This window comes from Microbacterium sp. bgisy207 (assembly GCF_057706855.1).
This window is the reverse complement of sequence record NZ_JBYIPB010000004.1, coordinates 1-18,879: the sequence shown is the minus strand read 5'-3', so window position 1 is coordinate 18,879 and position 18,879 is coordinate 1. Positions and strand designations below refer to the sequence as shown.

The window sequence follows — 18,879 nt, the reverse complement described above, 5'->3', positions numbered from 1 at the left end:
GAAACCCTAGCGATATTTCGGCGTGCCGAAAAGCCGTTGGTCAGCGGGACCCGGTCGCGGGCCGGCGGTCGCCGTCGGATAGATTGCTCGACGTGCCAGACGAGACCGAGCCCGAGCTCCCCCACGGTGTGGGGCCGTGGCCCGGCGGCGCCTCGGAGTGGCCGGATGACCCGCGCCTAGACCGAGATCTGCTCGCGCACGGGGACCGACGCAACGTCGTCGACCGATACCGCTACTGGCGGATGGAGGCGATCGTTGCCGACCTCGACCAGAGGCGGCATCCGTTCCACGTCGCGATCGAGAACTGGCAGCATGATCTCAACATCGGTTCGATCGTGCGCAGCGCCAACGCGTTCCTTGCCGCCGAGGTCCACATCATCGGCCGCCGTCGCTGGAACAAGCGCGGCGCCATGGTGACCGACCGCTATCAGCACGTCCGCCACCACGACGACATCGCCGCCTTCGCGACCTGGGCCTCGGGCGAAGGGTTGCCGATCCTCGCGATCGATAACGTCGAGGGCTCGCAGCCACTGCCTGCGGCGGATCTGCCCCGGCAGTGCGTCCTGCTGTTCGGGCAGGAAGGGCCGGGCCTGTCGGCCGAAGCGCTCGCCGCGGCATCCGGCACCATCGAGATCGCGCAGTACGGCTCGACTCGCTCGATCAACGCCGCCGCGGCGGCAGCCGTCGTCATGTACGAGTGGTGCCGCCGCTGGGCCTGAGGCAGGCGGATGCCTTCGACGCGCGCTCAGCCTCGGCGGCGTAGACTTCCGGGCGTGAACGGACGGATGACGCCTGCGGGCGACTGGAGGTTGTCGACGCGCTCTGCGTCGGCGGGCATGACGGCCTGAGGCCGCTGACCCTGTCGCCGGGCTCGACCCGGCGCGGCTGCCCCGCAGCCCCCCTCATCGTTCGTCTCGACGCGCCCCCGAGCCGTCGCTCCCCGGAAAGGCACGCGCATGCGTCCCCTCACCGATGCCCAGATTCGGGCATCCCTTCTCAACGCCTCGCGCAGCGAGCGCAAGAACCTCACCCTCCCGACCGACATCGTCGACACCCAGTGGGATCGACTCGACTATCTCGGCTTCCGCGATCCCAAGCTCGCGCGGATCGCCTACGTCGTCATCGACCTCGATGACGAGCCGGTCGGCATCCTGTTGCGGCAGACGGATGCCCGACCGCTGAGCCGGCCCCAGTGCTCGTGGTGCAACGACGTTCAGCTTCCCAACGATGTCGTGATGTTCGCCGCCAGACGCACGGGAGAGGCGGGCCGTCGCGGCGACAGCGTCGGCATCCTCGTGTGCGAGAACTTCGAGTGCTCCGTCAACGTGCGAAAGCTCCCGCCCTCTGCCTACCTCGGGTTCGACCGCGAGGCGGCGCGCGATCGTCGTATCGAGGCTCTGCGTGCGAACGTCGCAGAGTTCGCGCGCAGCGTCCGCGACGGGGTGTAGCTCCGCCGCCGTCTCAGGGTTGCATGATCTCGCGCAGTCGAGCCTCGCGCTCGTCGGCGAGGTCATCCAGTCGCCGGGTGAAGGCGGCGACGGATGCGGCATCCGTCGCGCCCGCGGCGCGTGTGACTGCCGAGCCGATCGGTGTCCCGGGGCGCACCGCCAGGGGAACGACCCCCGCCCAGACCGTGTGGTCCTCGCCGTCATCGGCGGTGTCGCCGACCCCGTCGAAGCGGACCTTGACGCTCGCCTGATCGAGCGGTACCTGCAGCACCTGCGTTGCACGCACCTCTTTGCGCGTCATCTCGCGCACCTCGGCGCGTCGGCCTGGCATCAGGTGGTCCGAGACCTGCCAGAGCGCCCGATCACGCAGGTCCTCGGGGACGACTCTGGCATTTCCGAACACGACGGCGCTGCGGTAGTTCGCCGAGCTTTCGAAGGTGGATGCCGCGAAGACGAGTCCGTCGACGTGCGTCACGGTCACCGACACTGGGACACCCTCTCGTGCGGCATCCAGGAACAGCCCGCCGCCGGTCGACCCGTGCAGGAGCAGCACGGGGCCGTCGCCGAGGTCGCCGACCCCGTAGAGGTAGGGCAGCACGATCGGCATCCCGTCGCGGACGAAACCCACATGGGCGACGAGGCCTTCGGTGAGGATCTCGCGCAGCATCTCGGCATCCGTGTTCTGGCGCTGGGGTTTGCGTCGCACCTGAAGCGAGGGCGATGCTGGACTGTCTGAACTCATACGTTGAGGGTAGGGCTGAGCCACGCCTGGCCCCGCAATCGCCAGCCGAGCGTCGCGGCCCGAGCGAGCATGTAGACACCGAAGAATGCGACCGACAGCCACGCGAGGCCGGCGGCGCCGCCCGGGTGGAAGACAGCGACGAGGGCCAGCGCAGGCAGGAACGGTACGAGGTTGAGCACGCCTGCCACAGCGAGGTATCGGGCGTCGCCGGCGCCGATCAGGACGCCGTCCCAGACGAAGACGAGACCGCACAGCGGCTGGGCGACGGCAAGCACGAGAAGAGCGGGTTGCACGATCGCGGCAAGCTCCGGGTCGCCGGTGAAGAGCAGCCCGATGACTCCGGATGCCGCCGCGACCCCCGCCCCGACGAGGATGCCGAACCACAGGCCCCAGGCGCTCGTGCGTTGGAGGACTTTGCGTACGCGAGCATGGTCTTCCTCGCCGAGGGACTTTCCGATGAGTGCTTGAGCGGCGATCGCGAGGGCGTCGAGCGCGAACGCCGCTGCCGAGAAGACCGTGTACGCGACCTGCCAGCCTGCGAGCTCATCGGTGCCGAGCCCTGTGGCCACGGCGACGGTGGTCAGCAGCGCGATCCGCAGCGACACCGTCCGCAGGAACAGCCAGCCGCCGGTACGGGCAGAGCCGCGCACCCCGCGGGCCGACGGGCGGACCTGCGCCGAGTGCCGGTGCGCCAGTCGGCCGATGACACCGATGTACGCGACGACCATGCCCCACTGGGCGAGCACGGTCCCGACCGCGGAGCCGGCGATCCCCCACCCGAGGCCGTAGATGAAGATCGCGTTCAGTGCGGCATTCGCGCCGAAGCCGGCCGCCGCGATCCACAGCGGCGTGACGGTGTCCTGCATCCCGCGCAGCAGCCCGGTCGCCGCGAACACGATGAGCATCGCGGGAAGCCCCCACATCGAGATCTGCAGGTAGGTCACCGCGTCGGCGGCTACCGCCTCGGTAGCCCCGAAGAGCGAGACGAGGGGTGGTGTCGCGAGTGATCCGGCAAGGGCCAGGATCGCGCCGAGCCCCAGCGCAAGCCAGAGGCCGTCGATACCGACCGAGACCGCCGAGCGGGCGTCGCCGGCGCCGAACCGCCGTGCGACGGCCGGGGTCGTCGAGTAGGCGAGGAAGACCATGAGCCCGACGATCGTCTGCAGAATTGCCGAGGCGATCCCGAGGGCGGCAAGCGGCACGGTGCCCAGGTGCCCGACGAGGGCCGAATCGACGATCAGGAACAGCGGTTCCGCCATGAGCGCGCCCAGCGCCGGCACCGCGAGCCGCAGGATGTCGCGGTTCAGCGTCGACGGTGCGTCGCTGTCGGGTCGAGAAGGCACGACCCGAGCCTAGGGTTCCGTGCCGCCGAGCCGGATGACGCGCGCCGCGCTGTCTGTCCGGAGTTCGCTTGCCGCAACACGCCGTGTGCGGCATCCGTCGCCCGCGTCTTGCGGCAACCGAACCGTCGGGGGCTGTGCCGGTCGTCGGTTGGCTTGCCGCAACCCGCCGTATGCGGCATTCGACAGGAGCGGTTCGAGGCAAGCGAACATGACGGTGGAGACGGATGCTGCGGGATGCCACGATGGGTGCGAGTGAGGCGCCGCCCGGCGCCGGAGCAGAGGTTCAGGTGACCGGTAGTGCCTCGTCGTCGGCGAAGCGTCCGGGTGCGGACAGTGGTGCCGCACGGGAGATCGCCATTCTCATGCTGCTCGCGGCCATCGCGGGACTCGCCGTCGGGCTCATCGGCGGCGCGTTCCGTTGGTGCATTGAACAGGCAGAGCGCGTGCGCATCGAGGTCTTCGCCTTTGCGCACGAGCAGCCCGGCTGGGGGTGGCTCATCGGGATGGCCGTCACCGCTACCGGTGCGACACTCGCGGCGCTGCTGGTGAAGTGGGTTCCGCAGGCTGCGGGCAGCGGCATCCAGTACGTCGAGGCGGTGGAGCGGGGGCAGGAGCCGCCGAGTGCCCTGGGTGTGCTGGTGGCGAAGTTCGTCGGCGGAGTGCTCTCGATCGGATCAGGGATGGTACTCGGCCGCGAAGGGCCGACAGTGCACATCGGTGCCGTGCTCGGGGCGGAGGCGGCCCGCCGCAGCCGTCGGCCCGTGGCGGACGCCCGGACCCTCCACTCGGCGATGTCGGGTGCGGGCCTTGCCGTCGCCTTCAACGCGCCCCTCGGGGGATCGCTGTTCGTCATCGAGGAGGTCGCGCAGTCCGTGCGGGCCCGTATCGTTCTGCCCACCCTCACGGGTGTTGCAGTCGCGGTGGCCACGGCGTGGATCGTCGTCGGCAACGCGCCCATCTTCGAGGTGCAGCCGGTCCCCCCACCCGACCTGGCTCAGGTCGGGGTGTTCGCGGTGTTCGGCCTCCTCACGGGCGTGCTCGGTGCCGCGTACAACCGACTGATTCTCGGATTTCTGACGCTCGCTCAAGCGGCTCACCGTGTGCCCCCGGTCGCGCAGGCGGCGATCATCGGCGGCGCGGTCGGGCTTCTTCTCTTCCTCGATCCGCTCGGCGCCGGCGGCGGGGATCCCGTCTCCCAGGGCTTGCTCCGCGGGGATTCGCTGGTCCTGATCGTCCTCGTCTCGACGCTCGCCATCCGGTTCCTTGCGGGTCCGCTGTCGTACGCCGCGGGAACCCCCGGCGGACTGTTCGCCCCGCTGCTTGCAATCGGAGGGCTCTGGGGCGCCCTCTGCGGAACCTTCGCTCAGCGCCTGGTCCCTGAGATCGCCGACACCACGATCGTGGTCTTCGTGCTCGTGGGGATGACCTCGATGTTCGCCGCGACCATCCGGGCGCCCCTGACCGGGATCGCCGTCGTGGTCGAGATGACCGCCGTCGCGACAGTCCTGGCGCCGATGCTGGCCGCCGCCGTCTGCGCCATCCTCGTCGCCGCTCTCTTGCGCACCCGGCCGATCTACGAGGATCTTCGCGAGCGGATGCTCCATCCACCCGCTGTTCGTGCCGCGTTCCCTCGACTCCGGGGAACCGCATAGCCGACGTGCTTATCCTGGGAGGCATGACCGACGCGCTCGTCTCGGGGCTTCCCCTCGAGGACCTCTCGCCCGACATCCGCCCCCAAGACGACCTGTTCCGCCACGTCAACGGCGCGTGGATCGAGCGCACTGAGATTCCGGATGACAAGGCGCGGTGGGGGTCCTTCCACCTCCTCGCCGAGCAGGCGGAGAAGGACGTGCGGGTCATCATCGAGGAGGCGGTCGCGGCAGAGCCGGGGAGCGAGACCCGCAAGATCGGCGACCTGTACACGAGCTTCATGGACACCGAGCGCATCGCGGCGCTCGGGGCAGCTCCTATCGCCGGCCAGCTCGCCGCCGTCGACGGCATCGACACCGTCGACGGGTTGCTGCGCACTCTCGGCGCCCTCGAGCGCGATGGCGTCTCGGGGCTGTTCGGCCTGTACGTCGAGCCCGATCCGGGAAACCCCCAGCGCTACGTCCCGTTCGTGGTCCAGAGCGGGCTGTCGCTTCCCGACGAGAGCTACTACCGGCTCGAGAACTTCGCCGACACCCGTCGCGAGTTCCGGGGGCACGTCGAACGGATGCTGACCCTCGCCGGCGTTCCGGATGCCGCCGCGGAGGCCGACCGGGTCGTCGCCCTCGAGACCGAGCTCGCCTCTCACCACTGGGACAACGTCCGCAGCCGCGATGCGGTGGCCACCTACAACCTGCGCACGTGGACGGAGTTCCTCCAGCTAGCCGGCGTCGATCTCACGCCATGGCTCGCCGCCCTCGCGCCGGGGAAGGAGACGGCGTTCGATGAGGTCGTCGTCTACCAGCCGAGCTTCGTCGAATCGCTCGGCGCGCTGCTGGTGCCCGACCGGCTCGACCAGTGGAAGGCATGGCTGCGCTTCGCGATCGTGCGCGGCGCGGCGCCCCTGCTGTCGGACGAGTTCGTGGCCGAGAACTTCGCGTTCTACGGCACGCAGCTCACCGGCGTCCCGACGCTTCGCGAGCGCTGGAAGCGGGGTGTGAGCCTCGTCGAGAGCGCGATGGGCGAGGCCGTCGGCCGCGTCTATGTGGAGCGGCATTTCCCGCCTGCTGCCAAGGAGGCGATGGACGAACTGGTCGCCAACCTCATCGAGGCGTATCGGCGCAGCATCCGTTCGCTCGAGTGGATGACGCCCGAGACGCGGGATCGCGCGCTGGCGAAACTCGACGCATTCACCCCGAAGGTCGGGTACCCGGTGCGCTGGAAGGACTACTCCGCGCTCGAGATCGACGCGACCGACCTCGTCGGTAACGCGCGGCGCGCCCACATCGTCGAACACGATCGTCAGCTGGCCAAGGTCGGCCAGCCGATCGATCGCGATGAGTGGTTCATGACCCCGCAGACGGTCAACGCGTACTACAACCCGCTCATGAACGAGATCGTCTTCCCCGCGGCAATCCTGCAGTACCCGTTCTTCGATGTCGATCGGGACGATGCGGCCAACTACGGCGGCATCGGCGCGGTCATCGGGCACGAGATCGGGCACGGCTTCGACGACCAGGGAAGTCGCTATGACGGCGACGGATCTCTGCGGGACTGGTGGACGGATGCCGACCGCGCCGCCTTCGAGGAACGCACGAAGAGCCTCATCGCCCAGTACGACGCCCTCACGCCGAGGGGGTTGGACGGCCAGCACCACGTCAACGGTGCTCTCACGATCGGGGAGAACATCGGCGACCTCGGGGGGCTCGGCATCGCCTTGAAGGCGTACGCGATCTCGCTGGGCGACGAGCCCGCTCCCGTCATCGACGGGTACACCGGCATCCAGCGTCTGCTGCTGAGCTGGGCCGCCATCTGGCAACAGAAGGGACGGGATGCCGAGACCATCCGGCTGCTCACGATCGACCCGCACTCGCCGAACGAGTTCCGCTGCAACCAGATTGTGCGCAACGTCGACGCCTTCTACGACGCGTTCGGCGTGACCGAGACGGATGACCTGTGGCTCGACCCCGCCGAGCGCGTCACCATCTGGTGAATCTCATCGCCTAGAATCCCCCCACCCGAACACGGGAAGGACCCGCCGGTGGGCACACCACCCAGCACGTCGCGCGCTGCGCATCGCGCGGATTCTCGGCGTTCTCGTCACGCCGGGGGCCGCGCTCCGACCTTCGCCGCCACGATGCACGCGCTCGAGGAGATCGCGAGCACCGGCGGCCGCGTGTCGGTCTGTGTCACCGATCTCGATCGAGGCTCCGACCTGGTGATGGGTGACGCGTTCGTCACGTTGCCGATCGCGCAGCTCGGCGTGGTGCCGTTGCTGATCGAGACGTCGGCAGCCATGGAGGCGGGCAGGCTGGAGGCCACCGGATCCGTGAAGCGGCCCCCCGCGGAGCAGCACATCTCCGCAGGGGTGTGGCGTCACTTCGCCACCTCCGAGCTCGCCGTGTGCGATCTCGCGGTGCTGACGGCGGCTCTCGGGGATCCGCTCGCGACCAATGCGCTCATCGACCTCGTGGGACTCGACCCGGTGCGTGAGCGCATCGATCAGCTCGGTCTCACCCGCACGGCGCTACTCGATCGCGTCCGTGAGAACCGCGGGCCCGATGATGCCCCCCACCTCGCGCTGTCCACGACCCGCGATCTGACGACACTGTTCTCGGCACTCGCCAATGGCCGCGCGGTCTCTGCCTCGGTCAGCGCTCAAGTCATCGGATGGCTGGGGCTGAACGCGGACCTCGGCCTTGCCGCCGCCGCCACGGGCGCCGACCCCCTTGCGCACGGGGGTGCGGCTGATCAGCTCCTGCTGGTGAACAAGACCGGGCGCGACCACGGCATCCGTGCTGAGGCCGGGGTGCTCGCCGGGTCGCGCACCGGTGTCGCGTACGCCATGATCGTGCAGTTCACGGAGGAGACGCCGTTGGACCGGCTCCGCGTGCACGACGCGTTCCGCGTGCTGGGTGCAGACCTCATGGAGGCGGTGTACTGACGCCCCTCGCGCCGCTCCGCGGCTCAGTGTCCTGCGTCGAGCCGGTCGAGGAGCGCAAGGCCCCGCTGAGCCCATGCGATCTCGCCCTTCGCGCGGTCTACCAGGCCCTCGTAGGCGAAGTGTTTGAACGCGACGATGCGCTCGTGATCCTCGACGGGCGTGGCTTTCAGTCGTCGCTCGAGCATGGGGTTGGGAGGATCGACGTGGTCGATCTTGCGCAGTTCGCCCTCCCACTGCTCGAGCTCGCCCTCCCACTGCTCGATGTGGTGACGAAGGAACGCGCGTGCCGCCTCCGGCGAGGCAGACTCCAGGTACGCGGCGCGCAGGTGCGCGGGGTCTCGTACTCGCTGATACTCCAGCGGTGACGCCATCCAGTCGAGGAAGGCGCGGTCTCCGGCATCCGTGACGTGGTACATCCGGCGCGTACCGCGCTCGCCGCGGGTCTGCTCCTCGGCCTCGACGAGACCGGCGGCCTCCATCTTCCTGAGCTCGGGGTAGATCTGCGAGTCGGGCGCGTGCCATACGTGCCCGACCGACTGCGTGAACTGCTTGGCCAGTTCGTACCCCGAGAGGGGACCGACGCGAAGGAGCGCCAACAACGCATAGCGAAGGCTCACGAGCGTGCTCCCTTCTGTCGATTCCGCTCCCGTGATGCTACCGAGACGCCGCGAGACTGCACCTGCGCCGCGAGACAGCGTGTTGCGGGTGCTGTCTCGCGGGCAGGGTGCAGTCTCGCGGGTTCGGGGGTTAGTCGTTCTTGTAGCCGGTGCGCCAGCCGCCCTGGTAGGTCTGACGAGCGACGGTCGAGTAGGGGACGGGGCTCACGACGACGCGCACCTCGGTCTGCTCGTGCGGCTCGACGGATGCCTTCTTCGAGCCGCCGTTCGGCTCACCCCAGACCACGCGCAGCTCGGTTCCCTCGGGAACGTTCGGGTCCACGGTGGCCAGCGACAGACCGCGACGCTCGTTGGAGGAGTAGCCCGTGAACATCGAGTACCCGACGACGGTGCCGTCGGCATCGACGACGGCGTCGTAGTTGGCCGAGCCGTAGTTCGCGAGCGGCAGGTCGAAGAACTTGTAGTTCGGGCCGTCGACGTTCAGCAGCGACGTCCACACCTTGCCGAGGTCCTCCGCGTTCCAGGCGAGCGTGACCTTCTTGCGTTGGGCGGCGGGGTCCATCTTCTCGAGCGCGTCGCGACCGATGAAGTCGTGGTCGAACTTCACGAACGAGCCGTAGCCGAGCTCCCACGGCGTCAGGTAGTAGTCCTCGATGTTCTCGGAGACGAACGATCCGGCGAGCGTCCCGGTTGCCTCGTAGGAGTTCGCGGGCAGCCAGTCACGGTAGGCCTGCTCCTCGGCGCCCGTGTAGATCGCGGGAAGCGGCGAGGGGATCCAGCCCGACTCGAGCGTGTTCGACGGGTATGCGCGCGAACCCACGGGGAGCAGGCCGAATTCCGCACCCGCTTCGACGATGAGGTCGCGGATCTTGTGGTGGTCGGCGTAGGGACCCCAGATCTCGAGCCCGGGGGCGCCGGCCATGCCGTGGCGCAGGGTGCGCACGTTCATGCCGCCGATCTTCATCTGCGACATGTTGAAGAAGCCGAGCTTCTCGAGCGGTCCGCCGTTGAGCTTCTCGATGACGGCCCAGGCGTTGGGGCCCTGGATCTGGAAGCGGTAGTACTTGCGGGAGACGGCGTCACCGTAGGGGCGCGAGTTCGAGCGGCGGTCGACCTCGATCTCCAGGTTCTGGTAGCCGCCGGTCTCGCCGTGGAACATCAGCCAGTTCGAGGCGGGCGCGCGGCCGACGTAGACGTACTCGTCCTCGGCCTCGCGGAACAGGATGCCGTCACCGATGACGTGACCAGAGGCGGTGGTCGGCACGTACTGCTTGGCCTTGTTGACGGCGAAGTTCGCCACCGAGTTGATCGCGGTGTCCGAGATGAGCTTGATCGCGTCAGAGCCCTTCAGGAACACGTTGTCCATGTGGTGAGACTGGTCGTAGAGCACGGCGGTGTCGCGCCATGCCTTCTGCTCCTTGATCCAGTTGGTGAAGTCGGCCGGCACGACGGGGTAGATGTACGAGCCGATCTGGGAGTTGCGCAGCAGTTCGACCGGCGAGCCCGCCGCGTCGATGACTTCCTGCAGATTCTTAGGTGCCACGATGAACCTTTCTTTCGTGTGGTGATGGTCGGGGTCAGAAGACGACGGTGTGGTTGCCGTGACGGATGACGCGGTCTTGCGCGTGCCAGAGCACTGCCCGCGAGAGCACGGCGCGCTCGACATCCGCCCCGCGGCGCTGGAGGTCGGCGGCCGTGTCGGCGTGGGTGACGCGCACGACGTCCTGCTCGATGATGGGTCCCTCGTCGAGGTCCTTGGTGACGTAGTGGCTCGTCGCGCCGATGAGCTTGACGCCGCGTTCCTTGGCCTTGCGGTAGGGGCCTGCGCCGATGAAGGCGGGAAGGAACGAGTGGTGGATGTTGATCACCGGCACCGCGACCTTCTCGATGAAGTCCTCGGAGAGGATCTGCATGTACCGGGCGAGGACCACGAAATCCACGTTGCCCGCGAGGAGCTTGAGGATCTCGGCTTCCGCGGCCGACTTGTCCGGTCCCTGCGAGGGCACATGGAAGAACGGGATGCTGAAGCTGCGGACGTCCTCCGCCATGCGGGTGTGGTTGGAGATGACCATCGGGATCGTCACTGGCAGCTCACCGCGGCGGTGGCGCCACAGCAGGTCGAGGAGGCAGTGGTCCGAGGTGGACGCGAGAACCGCCATCCGCTTCGGAATCGACTGGTCGGTCAGGCGCCAGGTCATGCCGTACGGTTCGAGGGTCTCGGCAAGATCGCTCTCGATCTCGTGGAACCGGGCGGTCAGATCGGGGCGATGGAACACCACGCGCTGGAAGAACGCCCCACCCTCGGGGTTGTCGGAGTACTGATCGAGGCTCACGATGTTCGCCTTGTGGCGCGTGATCAGACCGGTGACCGCCGCGACGAGGCCAGGCTGGTCGGGTCCGTGGACGATGAGGCACGCGTGATCGCGCAGCGCTTCGTTGTGTACCGTCATGGCGTCAGGTCCTCCGTTCACTTCGCGATGAAGTCGCGAGCCCATGTCGCGGTAGCCTCGAGGCCGCCGAACGTGTACATGTGCAGCTTGACGGCACCCACGCTCGGGTCTGCGTCGAACAGCGCCGCCAGGTCGGACACGAAGGTGTCAGGCCCGGCCGAGCCCATCAGGTTGGTCAGGGAGAAGCCGTACTTCTTCACGATCATCGCGTTCGCCCCGACTCCGAAGCGGGAGGCGAAGGAGATGAGCCGCTTGATGCCTGCGGGGCCGGGAGTGCCCAGACGGATCTGTGTGTCGATGCCGCGGTCGCGCACACCCTTGATCCAGCTCATCACCGGGTCGGTGTCGAAGCTGAACTGCGTCAGGATGACGGCATCCAGTCCCTGCTCCTTGAGCGCCGCGGACTTGTCCTCGAGGTGCTGCCAGAGGACGTCGGTGGCGATGTCGGGGTGACCCTCGGGGTATCCGGCGATCGACACCTCCTTGACGCCGTACTGCTGCAGGACGCCGGAGCGGATCATCGTGAGGGCGTCGGGGTACGGTCCCTCGGGCGTAGCCGGGTCTCCGCCGACGGCGAACACGTGCTCGGTCGCACCGATCTCGGCGAGCGCGTCCAGGAACTCCTCAAGCTGAGCCTGAGAGGCCAGACGGCGCGCAGAGATGTGGGGGACGGGCACGAATCCGAGGCCCTTGACGGCCTTGGCTGCGGCGACGCGCATCTGCAGGTCTTCATTGCCCAGGAAGGTGACGTTGACCTTGGTGCCCTGCGGGATGAGCGAGGCGGCCTCGGTGAGGCCGACCACGTCCTTCTCTTTTCCCGTGATCTCCAGGGAGTAGCCCTCAACGAGCTGTTTGGCCGACTCCGTCGGAGTCGATGTGGCGTGAGCCATGGCGAGTGGTCCTTTCCGCTGCCAAGAGTGCGTCATTGCAGTATGCCGCGATTTTACCTATGGACATAGGCAATGTCCAGAGGTGGCGACAACGCAGTGGCCGCGCGAGAGACACGCGCCGCGGCGGAACACCATGACGACGACGGGAGAGGTGATGAGCAGTCACCTCTTCCCTCGTGCTCGCGCGACGGGGGAGGGCCGCACCCACCGCACCCGCGTCAATCGCACCGGTCACTCCCCGTTCGCGAGCGCGGCGGCGGTGATGGCGGAGCTGACGGGCTGTCAGGAGGCGGAGGCCTCCGCGTCGAGCGCGAGTTCGGCATCCAGAAGCTGCGACGTCCGGAGTCGCCACAGCATCGTGCGCAGAAGTTCGTTGAGCTGGTCCACCTCGGCGTCGGACATGTCCGAGGTGATGATCTCGTGCCCGCCGAGGGAGACGGGAAGCATCTCCCCGTGCATCTGCGCACCCTCACGAGTGAGGAACATCGGCCGGGACCCGCGGGGGCCGTCGATCAAGACGATCAGGTGACGCCCGACGAGCCGATTGACGGATTTGGAGACGACAGCCTTGTTCACCCCGAGGAAGTCTGACACCTCGGTAGCCGAGGCACCCGGCCGCAGCCCGAGCGCCGAGAGCACGCGCCAGTCGTTGGTGCCCAGATCGAAGCGCCGCAGCATCTCCTGCGACTCCCGCCACACGAGGGCGTTGGAGAGCAGCGCGAGCAGACGCGGAGTGAAGTTCTCGGGGTCGATCGTGTCGTTGAGAGGTTCCGTGACGACGTCGTCTTCATGGAAACGCCCGAATCGTCGGCTCGCATTCGTCACGTGGCTTCCTCTCGGTGTTGTCGGGCACCTCGGCGAAGGATGTGCCCAGCGTACGGGGTTCGGTCCTGCGCGGACCGAACCCCGTACGGATGGTGTGTTCTCAGTGGGCCATCGCCGCGAGAGCCTCGGGGTCGATGGTCGCGATGGAGCGGGTGTCCTGGAAGGCACGGATGCCCTCGATGCCCTGCTCGCGCCCGATTCCCGACTGCTTCATGCCACCGAACGGTGCGCGCAGGTCGAGGCGGGTCGCGCCGTGGTCGTTGACCCAGACGTAGCCGCACTCGAGGGCGCCGCCCACGCGCTGTGCCGCCTCAGGGCTTGCCGTCCACACCGAACCGCACAGACCGGCCCACGTGTCGTTGGCAAGACGGATCGCCTCCTCTTCCGTGTCGAACGGAAGAATCGGGATGACCGGACCGAACTGCTCCATGGTCACCACGCGGAGGTTCGGGTCGGGGTCGACGACGATCGCGGGGCGCAGGAAGTTGCCGCCCGCCAGCTCGCCGCCGGGAAGCTCGCCGAACTCGCGCACGTCCGCGCCGGCATCCTTGGCCTCCTGGATGAGCTCCTCGACGAACGCCTTCTGCGCCGACGAGTGCAGCGGGCCCATCGTGGTCCCTTCGTCCAGTCCGTAGCCGATGACGACCTTCTCCAGGCGCGCCGAGAGGCCGGCGACGAGCTCATCCATGCGGGACCGGTGCACGTAGACGCGCTTGGCGTTCATGCAGATCTGGCCTGTCGTGTCGTAGATCGCCGCGTACAGGCGGTCCAGGTGGGTGTCGTCGATGACGGCATCCTCGAGGAAGATCGCCGCGTCGTTACCGCCGAGCTCGAGGGTGACGCGGGTGAGCGTCTTGGAGGCCATCTCCATCATCCGCTTGCCACCGCCCACCGATCCGGTGAAGCAGACCTTGGCGATGTCGGTGTTCTGGATCAGCCCCGACATGTTCTCGTCCTTGCCGGTGACGATGTTGAGCACGCCCGGCGGCAGCTTCTCGGCCACACGCTGCACGAGCTTCGCGGTCGCGAGCGGCGCCGTCAGCGGGGGCTTGACGATCGCCGTGTTTCCGGCGAGGAGTGCGTGGGGCAAAGCTGCGCCGAGGATCGCGATCGGCCAGTTGAACGGCACGATGATCGTCGTGACACCCAGCGGCTGGTACGAGACCTTGGTGTCGACCGGGATCGCACCCGGAACGGCCGGGAGCGTGTGGTCGGTGTCGACCTCGTCGGCCAACATGAGCGCGAGGTTCCAGCGGATCTCGAACACGAGCGCGTCCACCCATGCCTCGAAGCGGACCTTGCCGTTCTCCTGCGAGAGGATGGCGGCGTCCTCGTCGCGGTCGTCAGCGATGCCTGCGATCGCCTCTGCCATCAGGCGCGCGCGTTCTTTCGCGCCCAGAGCCGCCCATGCCGGGAACGCCTCCTTGGCCGCGGCGACAGCGTCCGCGACATCCTGTGTCGAAGCCGACGCGGCCTCGCCCACGACCACGCCGGGCTTGGCGGGGTCGGCGATCTTGAGCGTCTCGTCGGTGAACCGCTCGGCTCCACCGATGAACAGTCCGGTACGTACACCGGCCTGCGTCAACGTGTCAGACATCCTGCACCTCTCTGTGTTGTCTTGCCTGTTTCTGTTGAACGGATGCGGATGCATCCCTCACGCCAGGCGGCGTGAGTCTATTGTCGTGCGCTGCGTCCCGTTCGGCACCTATGTCGTTCGATCCCAGACCGCGGCGTCCGTCGCCACCCCGGGGTGTTTCCACGCCGGAAGGAGCTCCGATGACTCGCTAACGAGTTTAGGTGCATTCCTGTTTACTTGTAAATGACTTCGTGCTACGTTCACTCCGTCGCCACCCGAACGGGGTGCGTACAACGATCGAGAGTCGATGAGGACCCCTTCGTCCACTCGCTCTCATGTCATCGATGAGGAGGCATGTGATGGGTCGAACGACCTTGGCAGCGCTGGAGCGTCCGAGTGTCGCGGAGCTTGAGGATCTCGCGTTCGAGCTGCGCCAGAAGCTGCTGCAGCTGTGCGGAACCTACGAGGGCGCCGTCCACATCGGCGGCGACCTGTCGTCGGCGGACATCTTCACGGCGCTGTTCCACTACGGCCTGAACGTCGATCCCAGTGACATCGCCAACCCCGAGCGCGACCGCTTCGTGCTGAGCAAGGGGCACGCCGCCGTCTGCATGTACATCGCCATGGCGATGCGCGGATTCTTCTCCTACGAAGGCATCGTCGACACCTACGGTCAACTCGACAGCGCGTACGGCATGCACCCGTGCAAGGTGCAGCTGCCCGGAGTCGAAGCGTCCACCGGGTCCCTCGGCCACGGCTTGCCGCTCGCGGTCGGCATGGCACTCGGTGCCCGCGGCCGCGGCGCAGACCACCGTGTCGTGTGCCTTCTGGGCGACGGAGAGACCGGTGAGGGCTCGGTCTGGGAGGCCGCCATGGCGGCGCGTAGCAACGAGCTCGGAAACCTGGTCGCCTTCATCGACCGCAACCGCCAGCTCATGACGAGCATGGCCGAGGAGCGCGTCGTGTTCGAGCCGTACCCCGACAAGTGGCGCGCTTTCGGGTGGAACGTGGTCGAGATCGACGGTCACGACATGCAGCAGCTCGTGTCGGCGATCGATGCTCTGCCGCCGACCGACAGCAACCGTCCGACGGTGATCATCGCCGACACGATCAAGGGCAAGGGCGTCGACTTCATGGAGCGCAACCTCGCCTGGCATGCCGGCTCGCTCGGCGCCGCAGACCTCGAGCGCGCACTGGCAGCGCTCGAATCCTCACGCAAGAAGGAGAACGCCTGATGCCTGTCACCTTCACATTCGGTGAGTTCCTCGGGGCGCGGTCCGTCATCGGATCCACCCTCGCCGAACTCGGCGACACCCACGAGAACCTTTGGGTGATCACGCCGGACATCGGTGCGACCCTCGTGGAGTTCCGCGACAAGTTCCCCGAGCGATTCCTCGATGTGGGACTCGCAGAGCAGGCAAGCGTCGGTATCGCCGCCGGACTCGCCTATGACGGCAACATCCCGGTCGTCTCGGGCATGCTCCCGTTCCTCAGCATGCGGGCGCTGGAGCAGATCCGGACGGATGTCTGCTACCCCAACCTCCCCGTGAAGATCATCGGGACGCACGGTGGACTTGTCGGTAACGGCGGCTCCACTCACTACGCGGTCGAGGACCTCGCGCTCATGTGCGCGCTGACCAACATGACGGTCACCTCGATCGGCGACCCGCTGATGGTCGGCGAGATTCTCCGTCAGTCCATGACGATGCAGGGACCGCTCTACATCCGCCTCGCCGTCGGCAAGAAGGACAAGGTGCTCTACGAGCCCGGCGAACACGACGTGCGGATCGGCAAGGGCATCGTCGCCCGTCAGGGCACGGATGTCACGCTGTTCACCCACGGCACCACGGTGGCCCAGGCGCTGGATGCGGCGGACGAGCTCGAGCGCGAAGGCGCCTCCGTGCGCGTCGTGGACATGTTCACGCTCAAGCCGATCGACGAGGAGCTCATCGCGCAGTGTGCCGAAGAGACCGGCGGCCGGTTCGTCGTCCTCGAGGATCACCTCGCGTACGGCGGTCTCGCGTCGCGCATCGCGGATGTGATCGCCGACCGCGGGATTCATCTCACCTCGTTCGAGCGTCTCGGGATCCCGCAGGTCTATGCCGGCTTCGGCGAAGACGAGCAGCTGCGTGACAAGCACGGTTACGGTCTCTCGGCGACCGTGTCGGCTCTGCGCCGCGCGCTCGCAGCTCGCTGAGCCATCGCGTTCCCCCCTACTGGTCATGACTTATCGGAGAGACACATGAAGACCGTAGCCGTCACTCGCATCGGGAGTCTGCGCGACCCCGACGAGAGCACGCGCGGCCGCGTCGAGGTGGTGGACTTCCCCGAGCAGCCGCTCGGTCCGGAAGACGTCCGGGTGCGGGTCGCCTATGCCGCCATCTGCGGCTCGGACCCGCATCTGGCAGAGGGCTACTTCGGCACGGACGTTCCGATCGGACTCGGGCACGAGCTGTCGGGAGTCGTTGAAGCGCTCGGCGAGCGGGCACACCGGAACGGGCTGAAGGTCGGCGACCGCGTTGCGGGCAACTTCCTTCGGTTCTGCGGCACCTGCCGCCCTTGCCAAGAGGGCAAGCAGCAGTTCTGCGAGCACATCCAGGAGTACAACCGTCCCGGCATGGCCGAGACGATCACCTGGCACGAGTCTCAGGTCTTCAAGCTGCCCGACTCCGTCTCGCTCCTGAAGGGATGCCTCCTCGAGCCGACGTCGGTGGCCGTGCGTATCGCCGACAAGACGCGTGTGCGCGTCGGTGATCGCGTCGCGATCGTCGGCGGCGGACCGATCGGGCAGCTCGCGCTGCAGGTCATGCGGATGTACGGTGCGACGTCGCTCACGATGATCGAGCCGATCGCCGCGCGCCGCGAGATGGCGGCGCGTCACGGCGCGGAGTTCGTCATCGATCCGGTGGCCGAGGACCAGTTCGCGCGCACGGATGAGATCACGGAGGGTCGAGGCTACGACGTCGTCATCGATGCCTCCGGCTCCACCCGTGCGGTCAAGGGCATCCTCGACATCGCCGCCAAGGGGGGCACCGTCGTCTACGGCGCGATGTATCCCGCGGACTTCGAGATGCCGCTGAACCTGTCCGACTACCTGTACCTGAAGGAGCTGACGCTCACGGGCGTGTTCGTCTCGCCCTACGCTTTCCCGAGGGCGCTGCAGATCCTGCCGCATCTGGATGTCGACGAGCTCACGGCAGCGGTCTTCGATCTGGATGACGCGTCCGAGGCCTTCGCCGTGCACGTCAGCGGTGAGCACCCGAAGGTCGTCATCCGCTGCAACCGCATCGAGGAGTCCGCATGACCCTTCTGGAGGAGCGCCCCGAGGTGCGCCCCGTCGACGTGCCGGCGTTGGCCGCCCGCGACATCATCAAGCGGTTCGACGGCGTGCACGCGCTCGAGCGCGCACAGTTCTCGGTGTTGCCCGGCGAAATCCACGCGCTTCTCGGTGAGAACGGCGCGGGCAAGTCGACGCTCATCAAGATCCTGACCGGCGTCTACTCACCCGACAGCGGAACCATCTACCGGTCCGGTGAAAAGGTCGAGTTCGCCAACGTGCGCGTCGCGAACGCCGCTGGAGTAGTGGCGCTCTACCAGGAGCTGTCGATCATCCCGACGATCAGCGTCGCCGAGAACATCCTCCTCGGGGAGCAGACCCCCAGCCGGGGCGGCATCGTGCAGTGGGGTCAGATGCGCAAGCGCGCGAAGGCGCAGCTGGAGAGCATCAACCAGCGCAAGATCCCGCTGAACGCGTTGGCCGGCGACCTGTCACCGGTGCAGCAGACGATGGTCGCCTTTGCGCGCGCACTCGCGACCGACGCGAAGGTCCTCATCCTGGATGAACCGACCGCGTCGCTCACCGACACCGAGATCGTCGAGCTGTTCGCGGTGCTCCGTGCGCTGCGGGATCGCGGTGTCGCGATCGTCTACGTGTCGCACCGCCTCGAAGAGGTGTTCCAGCTGTGCGATCGCCTCACGATCATGCGCAATGGCACCCATATCGTGACCAAGGACGTCGCCGACTCCCACATCGACGAGGTGATCTCCCTCATGGTGGGCCGTAACGCGAGCGAGCTCTTCCCGGAGCGGGGTACAGCCACCGATGAGGTCGCGATCGAGGTCCGCCATCTGGATGGGCGACGCGTCAAGGACGTCTCGCTGGTCGCGCACAAGGGTGAAGTGCTCGGTATCGGCGGTCTTGCCGGTTCGGGGCGCAGCGAGCTGTTGCGCATCCTGTCGGGGGCGCAGAAGCACACCGGTGGTGAGATCGTCGTGGGCGGGACAACGCTGCCGCACTCGCCGGGTGTCGGTCGAGCGCTGGAGGCGGGTGTCGCCCTCGTTCCTGAGGAACGCCGCAGCCAGGGCGTCATCCTGGCCGCGTCGATCCAGGACAACAT

The 18,879-nt window shown here is 67.6% G+C and carries 17 protein-coding genes; 9 read left to right on the top strand and 8 right to left on the bottom strand.

Going from position 1 to position 18,879, the window contains the following annotated elements; translation table 11 throughout:
* Positions 1–83: 83 nt before the first annotated feature.
* Together AC3ENO_RS04565 and AC3ENO_RS04560 are read left to right on the top strand one after the other, a co-directional pair.
* Complete coding sequence (locus AC3ENO_RS04565) at positions 84–719, top strand: TrmH family RNA methyltransferase (RefSeq protein ID WP_434969434.1); 636 nt, start codon at positions 84–86, stop codon at positions 717–719.
* Between the two features lie 237 nt (positions 720–956).
* A complete protein-coding gene (locus tag AC3ENO_RS04560) occupies positions 957–1,448 on the top strand; it encodes an FBP domain-containing protein (RefSeq protein WP_434969433.1) in 492 nt (163 codons plus the stop codon).
* A gap of 13 nt (positions 1,449–1,461) precedes the next feature.
* Here the strand turns inward: AC3ENO_RS04560 and AC3ENO_RS04555 are convergent, their stop codons facing one another.
* Both AC3ENO_RS04555 and AC3ENO_RS04550 read right to left on the bottom strand, forming a co-directional pair.
* The gene (locus AC3ENO_RS04555) at positions 1,462–2,190 is read right to left on the bottom strand and encodes a pyridoxamine 5'-phosphate oxidase family protein (RefSeq protein WP_434969432.1); all 729 of its coding nucleotides are present in this window, start codon (positions 2,188–2,190) and stop codon (positions 1,462–1,464) included.
* Complete coding sequence (locus AC3ENO_RS04550; RefSeq protein WP_434969431.1) at positions 2,187–3,533, bottom strand: MATE family efflux transporter; 1,347 nt, start codon at positions 3,531–3,533, stop codon at positions 2,187–2,189. Before AC3ENO_RS04550 ends, AC3ENO_RS04555 begins: the two co-directional genes overlap by 4 nt.
* 224 nt (positions 3,534–3,757) lie before the next feature.
* Here AC3ENO_RS04550 and AC3ENO_RS04545 point away from each other — a divergent pair, with 224 nt between their 5' ends.
* From AC3ENO_RS04545 to AC3ENO_RS04535, 3 genes are read left to right on the top strand one after another with little or no spacing between them, the layout of a single operon-like run.
* A complete protein-coding gene (locus AC3ENO_RS04545; protein WP_488185762.1) occupies positions 3,758–5,185 on the top strand; it encodes a ClC family H(+)/Cl(-) exchange transporter in 1,428 nt (475 codons plus the stop codon).
* 23 nt (positions 5,186–5,208) lie between these two features.
* A complete protein-coding gene (locus AC3ENO_RS04540; protein WP_434969429.1) occupies positions 5,209–7,173 on the top strand; it encodes a M13 family metallopeptidase in 1,965 nt (654 codons plus the stop codon).
* Positions 7,174–7,221: 48 nt separating this feature from the next.
* Positions 7,222–8,124, top strand: a complete 903-nt coding sequence (locus tag AC3ENO_RS04535; RefSeq protein WP_434969428.1) for a serine hydrolase — start codon at positions 7,222–7,224, stop codon at positions 8,122–8,124.
* A gap of 23 nt (positions 8,125–8,147) precedes the next feature.
* On the opposite strand, the gene AC3ENO_RS04530 is transcribed toward AC3ENO_RS04535, so the two are convergent.
* From AC3ENO_RS04530 to AC3ENO_RS04505, 6 genes are all read right to left on the bottom strand, one after another.
* Entirely contained in the window at positions 8,148–8,741 is a 594-nt protein-coding gene (locus AC3ENO_RS04530) for a helix-turn-helix transcriptional regulator (protein ID WP_434969427.1), read from the bottom strand.
* Positions 8,742–8,871: 130 nt separating this feature from the next.
* On the bottom strand, positions 8,872–10,284 hold the full coding sequence (gene ligM / locus AC3ENO_RS04525; protein WP_434969426.1) for a vanillate/3-O-methylgallate O-demethylase: 1,413 nt from the start codon (positions 10,282–10,284) through the stop codon (positions 8,872–8,874).
* Between the two features lie 34 nt (positions 10,285–10,318).
* Positions 10,319–11,191, bottom strand: a complete 873-nt coding sequence (purU, locus tag AC3ENO_RS04520; protein ID WP_434969425.1) for a formyltetrahydrofolate deformylase — start codon at positions 11,189–11,191, stop codon at positions 10,319–10,321.
* Between the two features lie 17 nt (positions 11,192–11,208).
* Complete coding sequence (locus AC3ENO_RS04515; protein ID WP_434969424.1) at positions 11,209–12,081, bottom strand: methylenetetrahydrofolate reductase; 873 nt, start codon at positions 12,079–12,081, stop codon at positions 11,209–11,211.
* A 282-nt stretch (positions 12,082–12,363) separates the two neighbouring features.
* A complete protein-coding gene (locus AC3ENO_RS04510) occupies positions 12,364–12,906 on the bottom strand; it encodes a MarR family winged helix-turn-helix transcriptional regulator (RefSeq protein ID WP_434969423.1) in 543 nt (180 codons plus the stop codon).
* A gap of 100 nt (positions 12,907–13,006) precedes the next feature.
* A complete protein-coding gene (locus tag AC3ENO_RS04505; RefSeq protein ID WP_434969422.1) occupies positions 13,007–14,503 on the bottom strand; it encodes an aldehyde dehydrogenase family protein in 1,497 nt (498 codons plus the stop codon).
* A gap of 338 nt (positions 14,504–14,841) precedes the next feature.
* Between AC3ENO_RS04505 and AC3ENO_RS04500 the strand changes: the two genes are divergently transcribed.
* The 4 genes from AC3ENO_RS04500 to AC3ENO_RS04485 form a co-directional block, all read left to right on the top strand.
* The gene (locus tag AC3ENO_RS04500; protein WP_434969421.1) at positions 14,842–15,717 is read left to right on the top strand and encodes a transketolase; all 876 of its coding nucleotides are present in this window, start codon (positions 14,842–14,844) and stop codon (positions 15,715–15,717) included.
* Positions 15,717–16,679 (top strand): transketolase family protein, encoded by a 963-nt coding sequence (locus AC3ENO_RS04495; protein ID WP_434969420.1) that lies wholly within the window; start codon positions 15,717–15,719, stop codon positions 16,677–16,679. The genes AC3ENO_RS04500 and AC3ENO_RS04495 overlap by 1 nt, the downstream gene beginning before the upstream one ends.
* Before the next feature lie 45 nt (positions 16,680–16,724).
* Positions 16,725–17,786, top strand: coding sequence for a zinc-dependent alcohol dehydrogenase (locus AC3ENO_RS04490; protein ID WP_434969419.1), 1,062 nt, complete (start codon positions 16,725–16,727; stop codon positions 17,784–17,786).
* Positions 17,783–18,879, top strand: a 1,097-nt coding sequence (locus tag AC3ENO_RS04485; RefSeq protein WP_434969418.1) for a sugar ABC transporter ATP-binding protein, incomplete at its 3' end; no start/stop codon positions are given. The genes AC3ENO_RS04490 and AC3ENO_RS04485, both read left to right, overlap by 4 nt.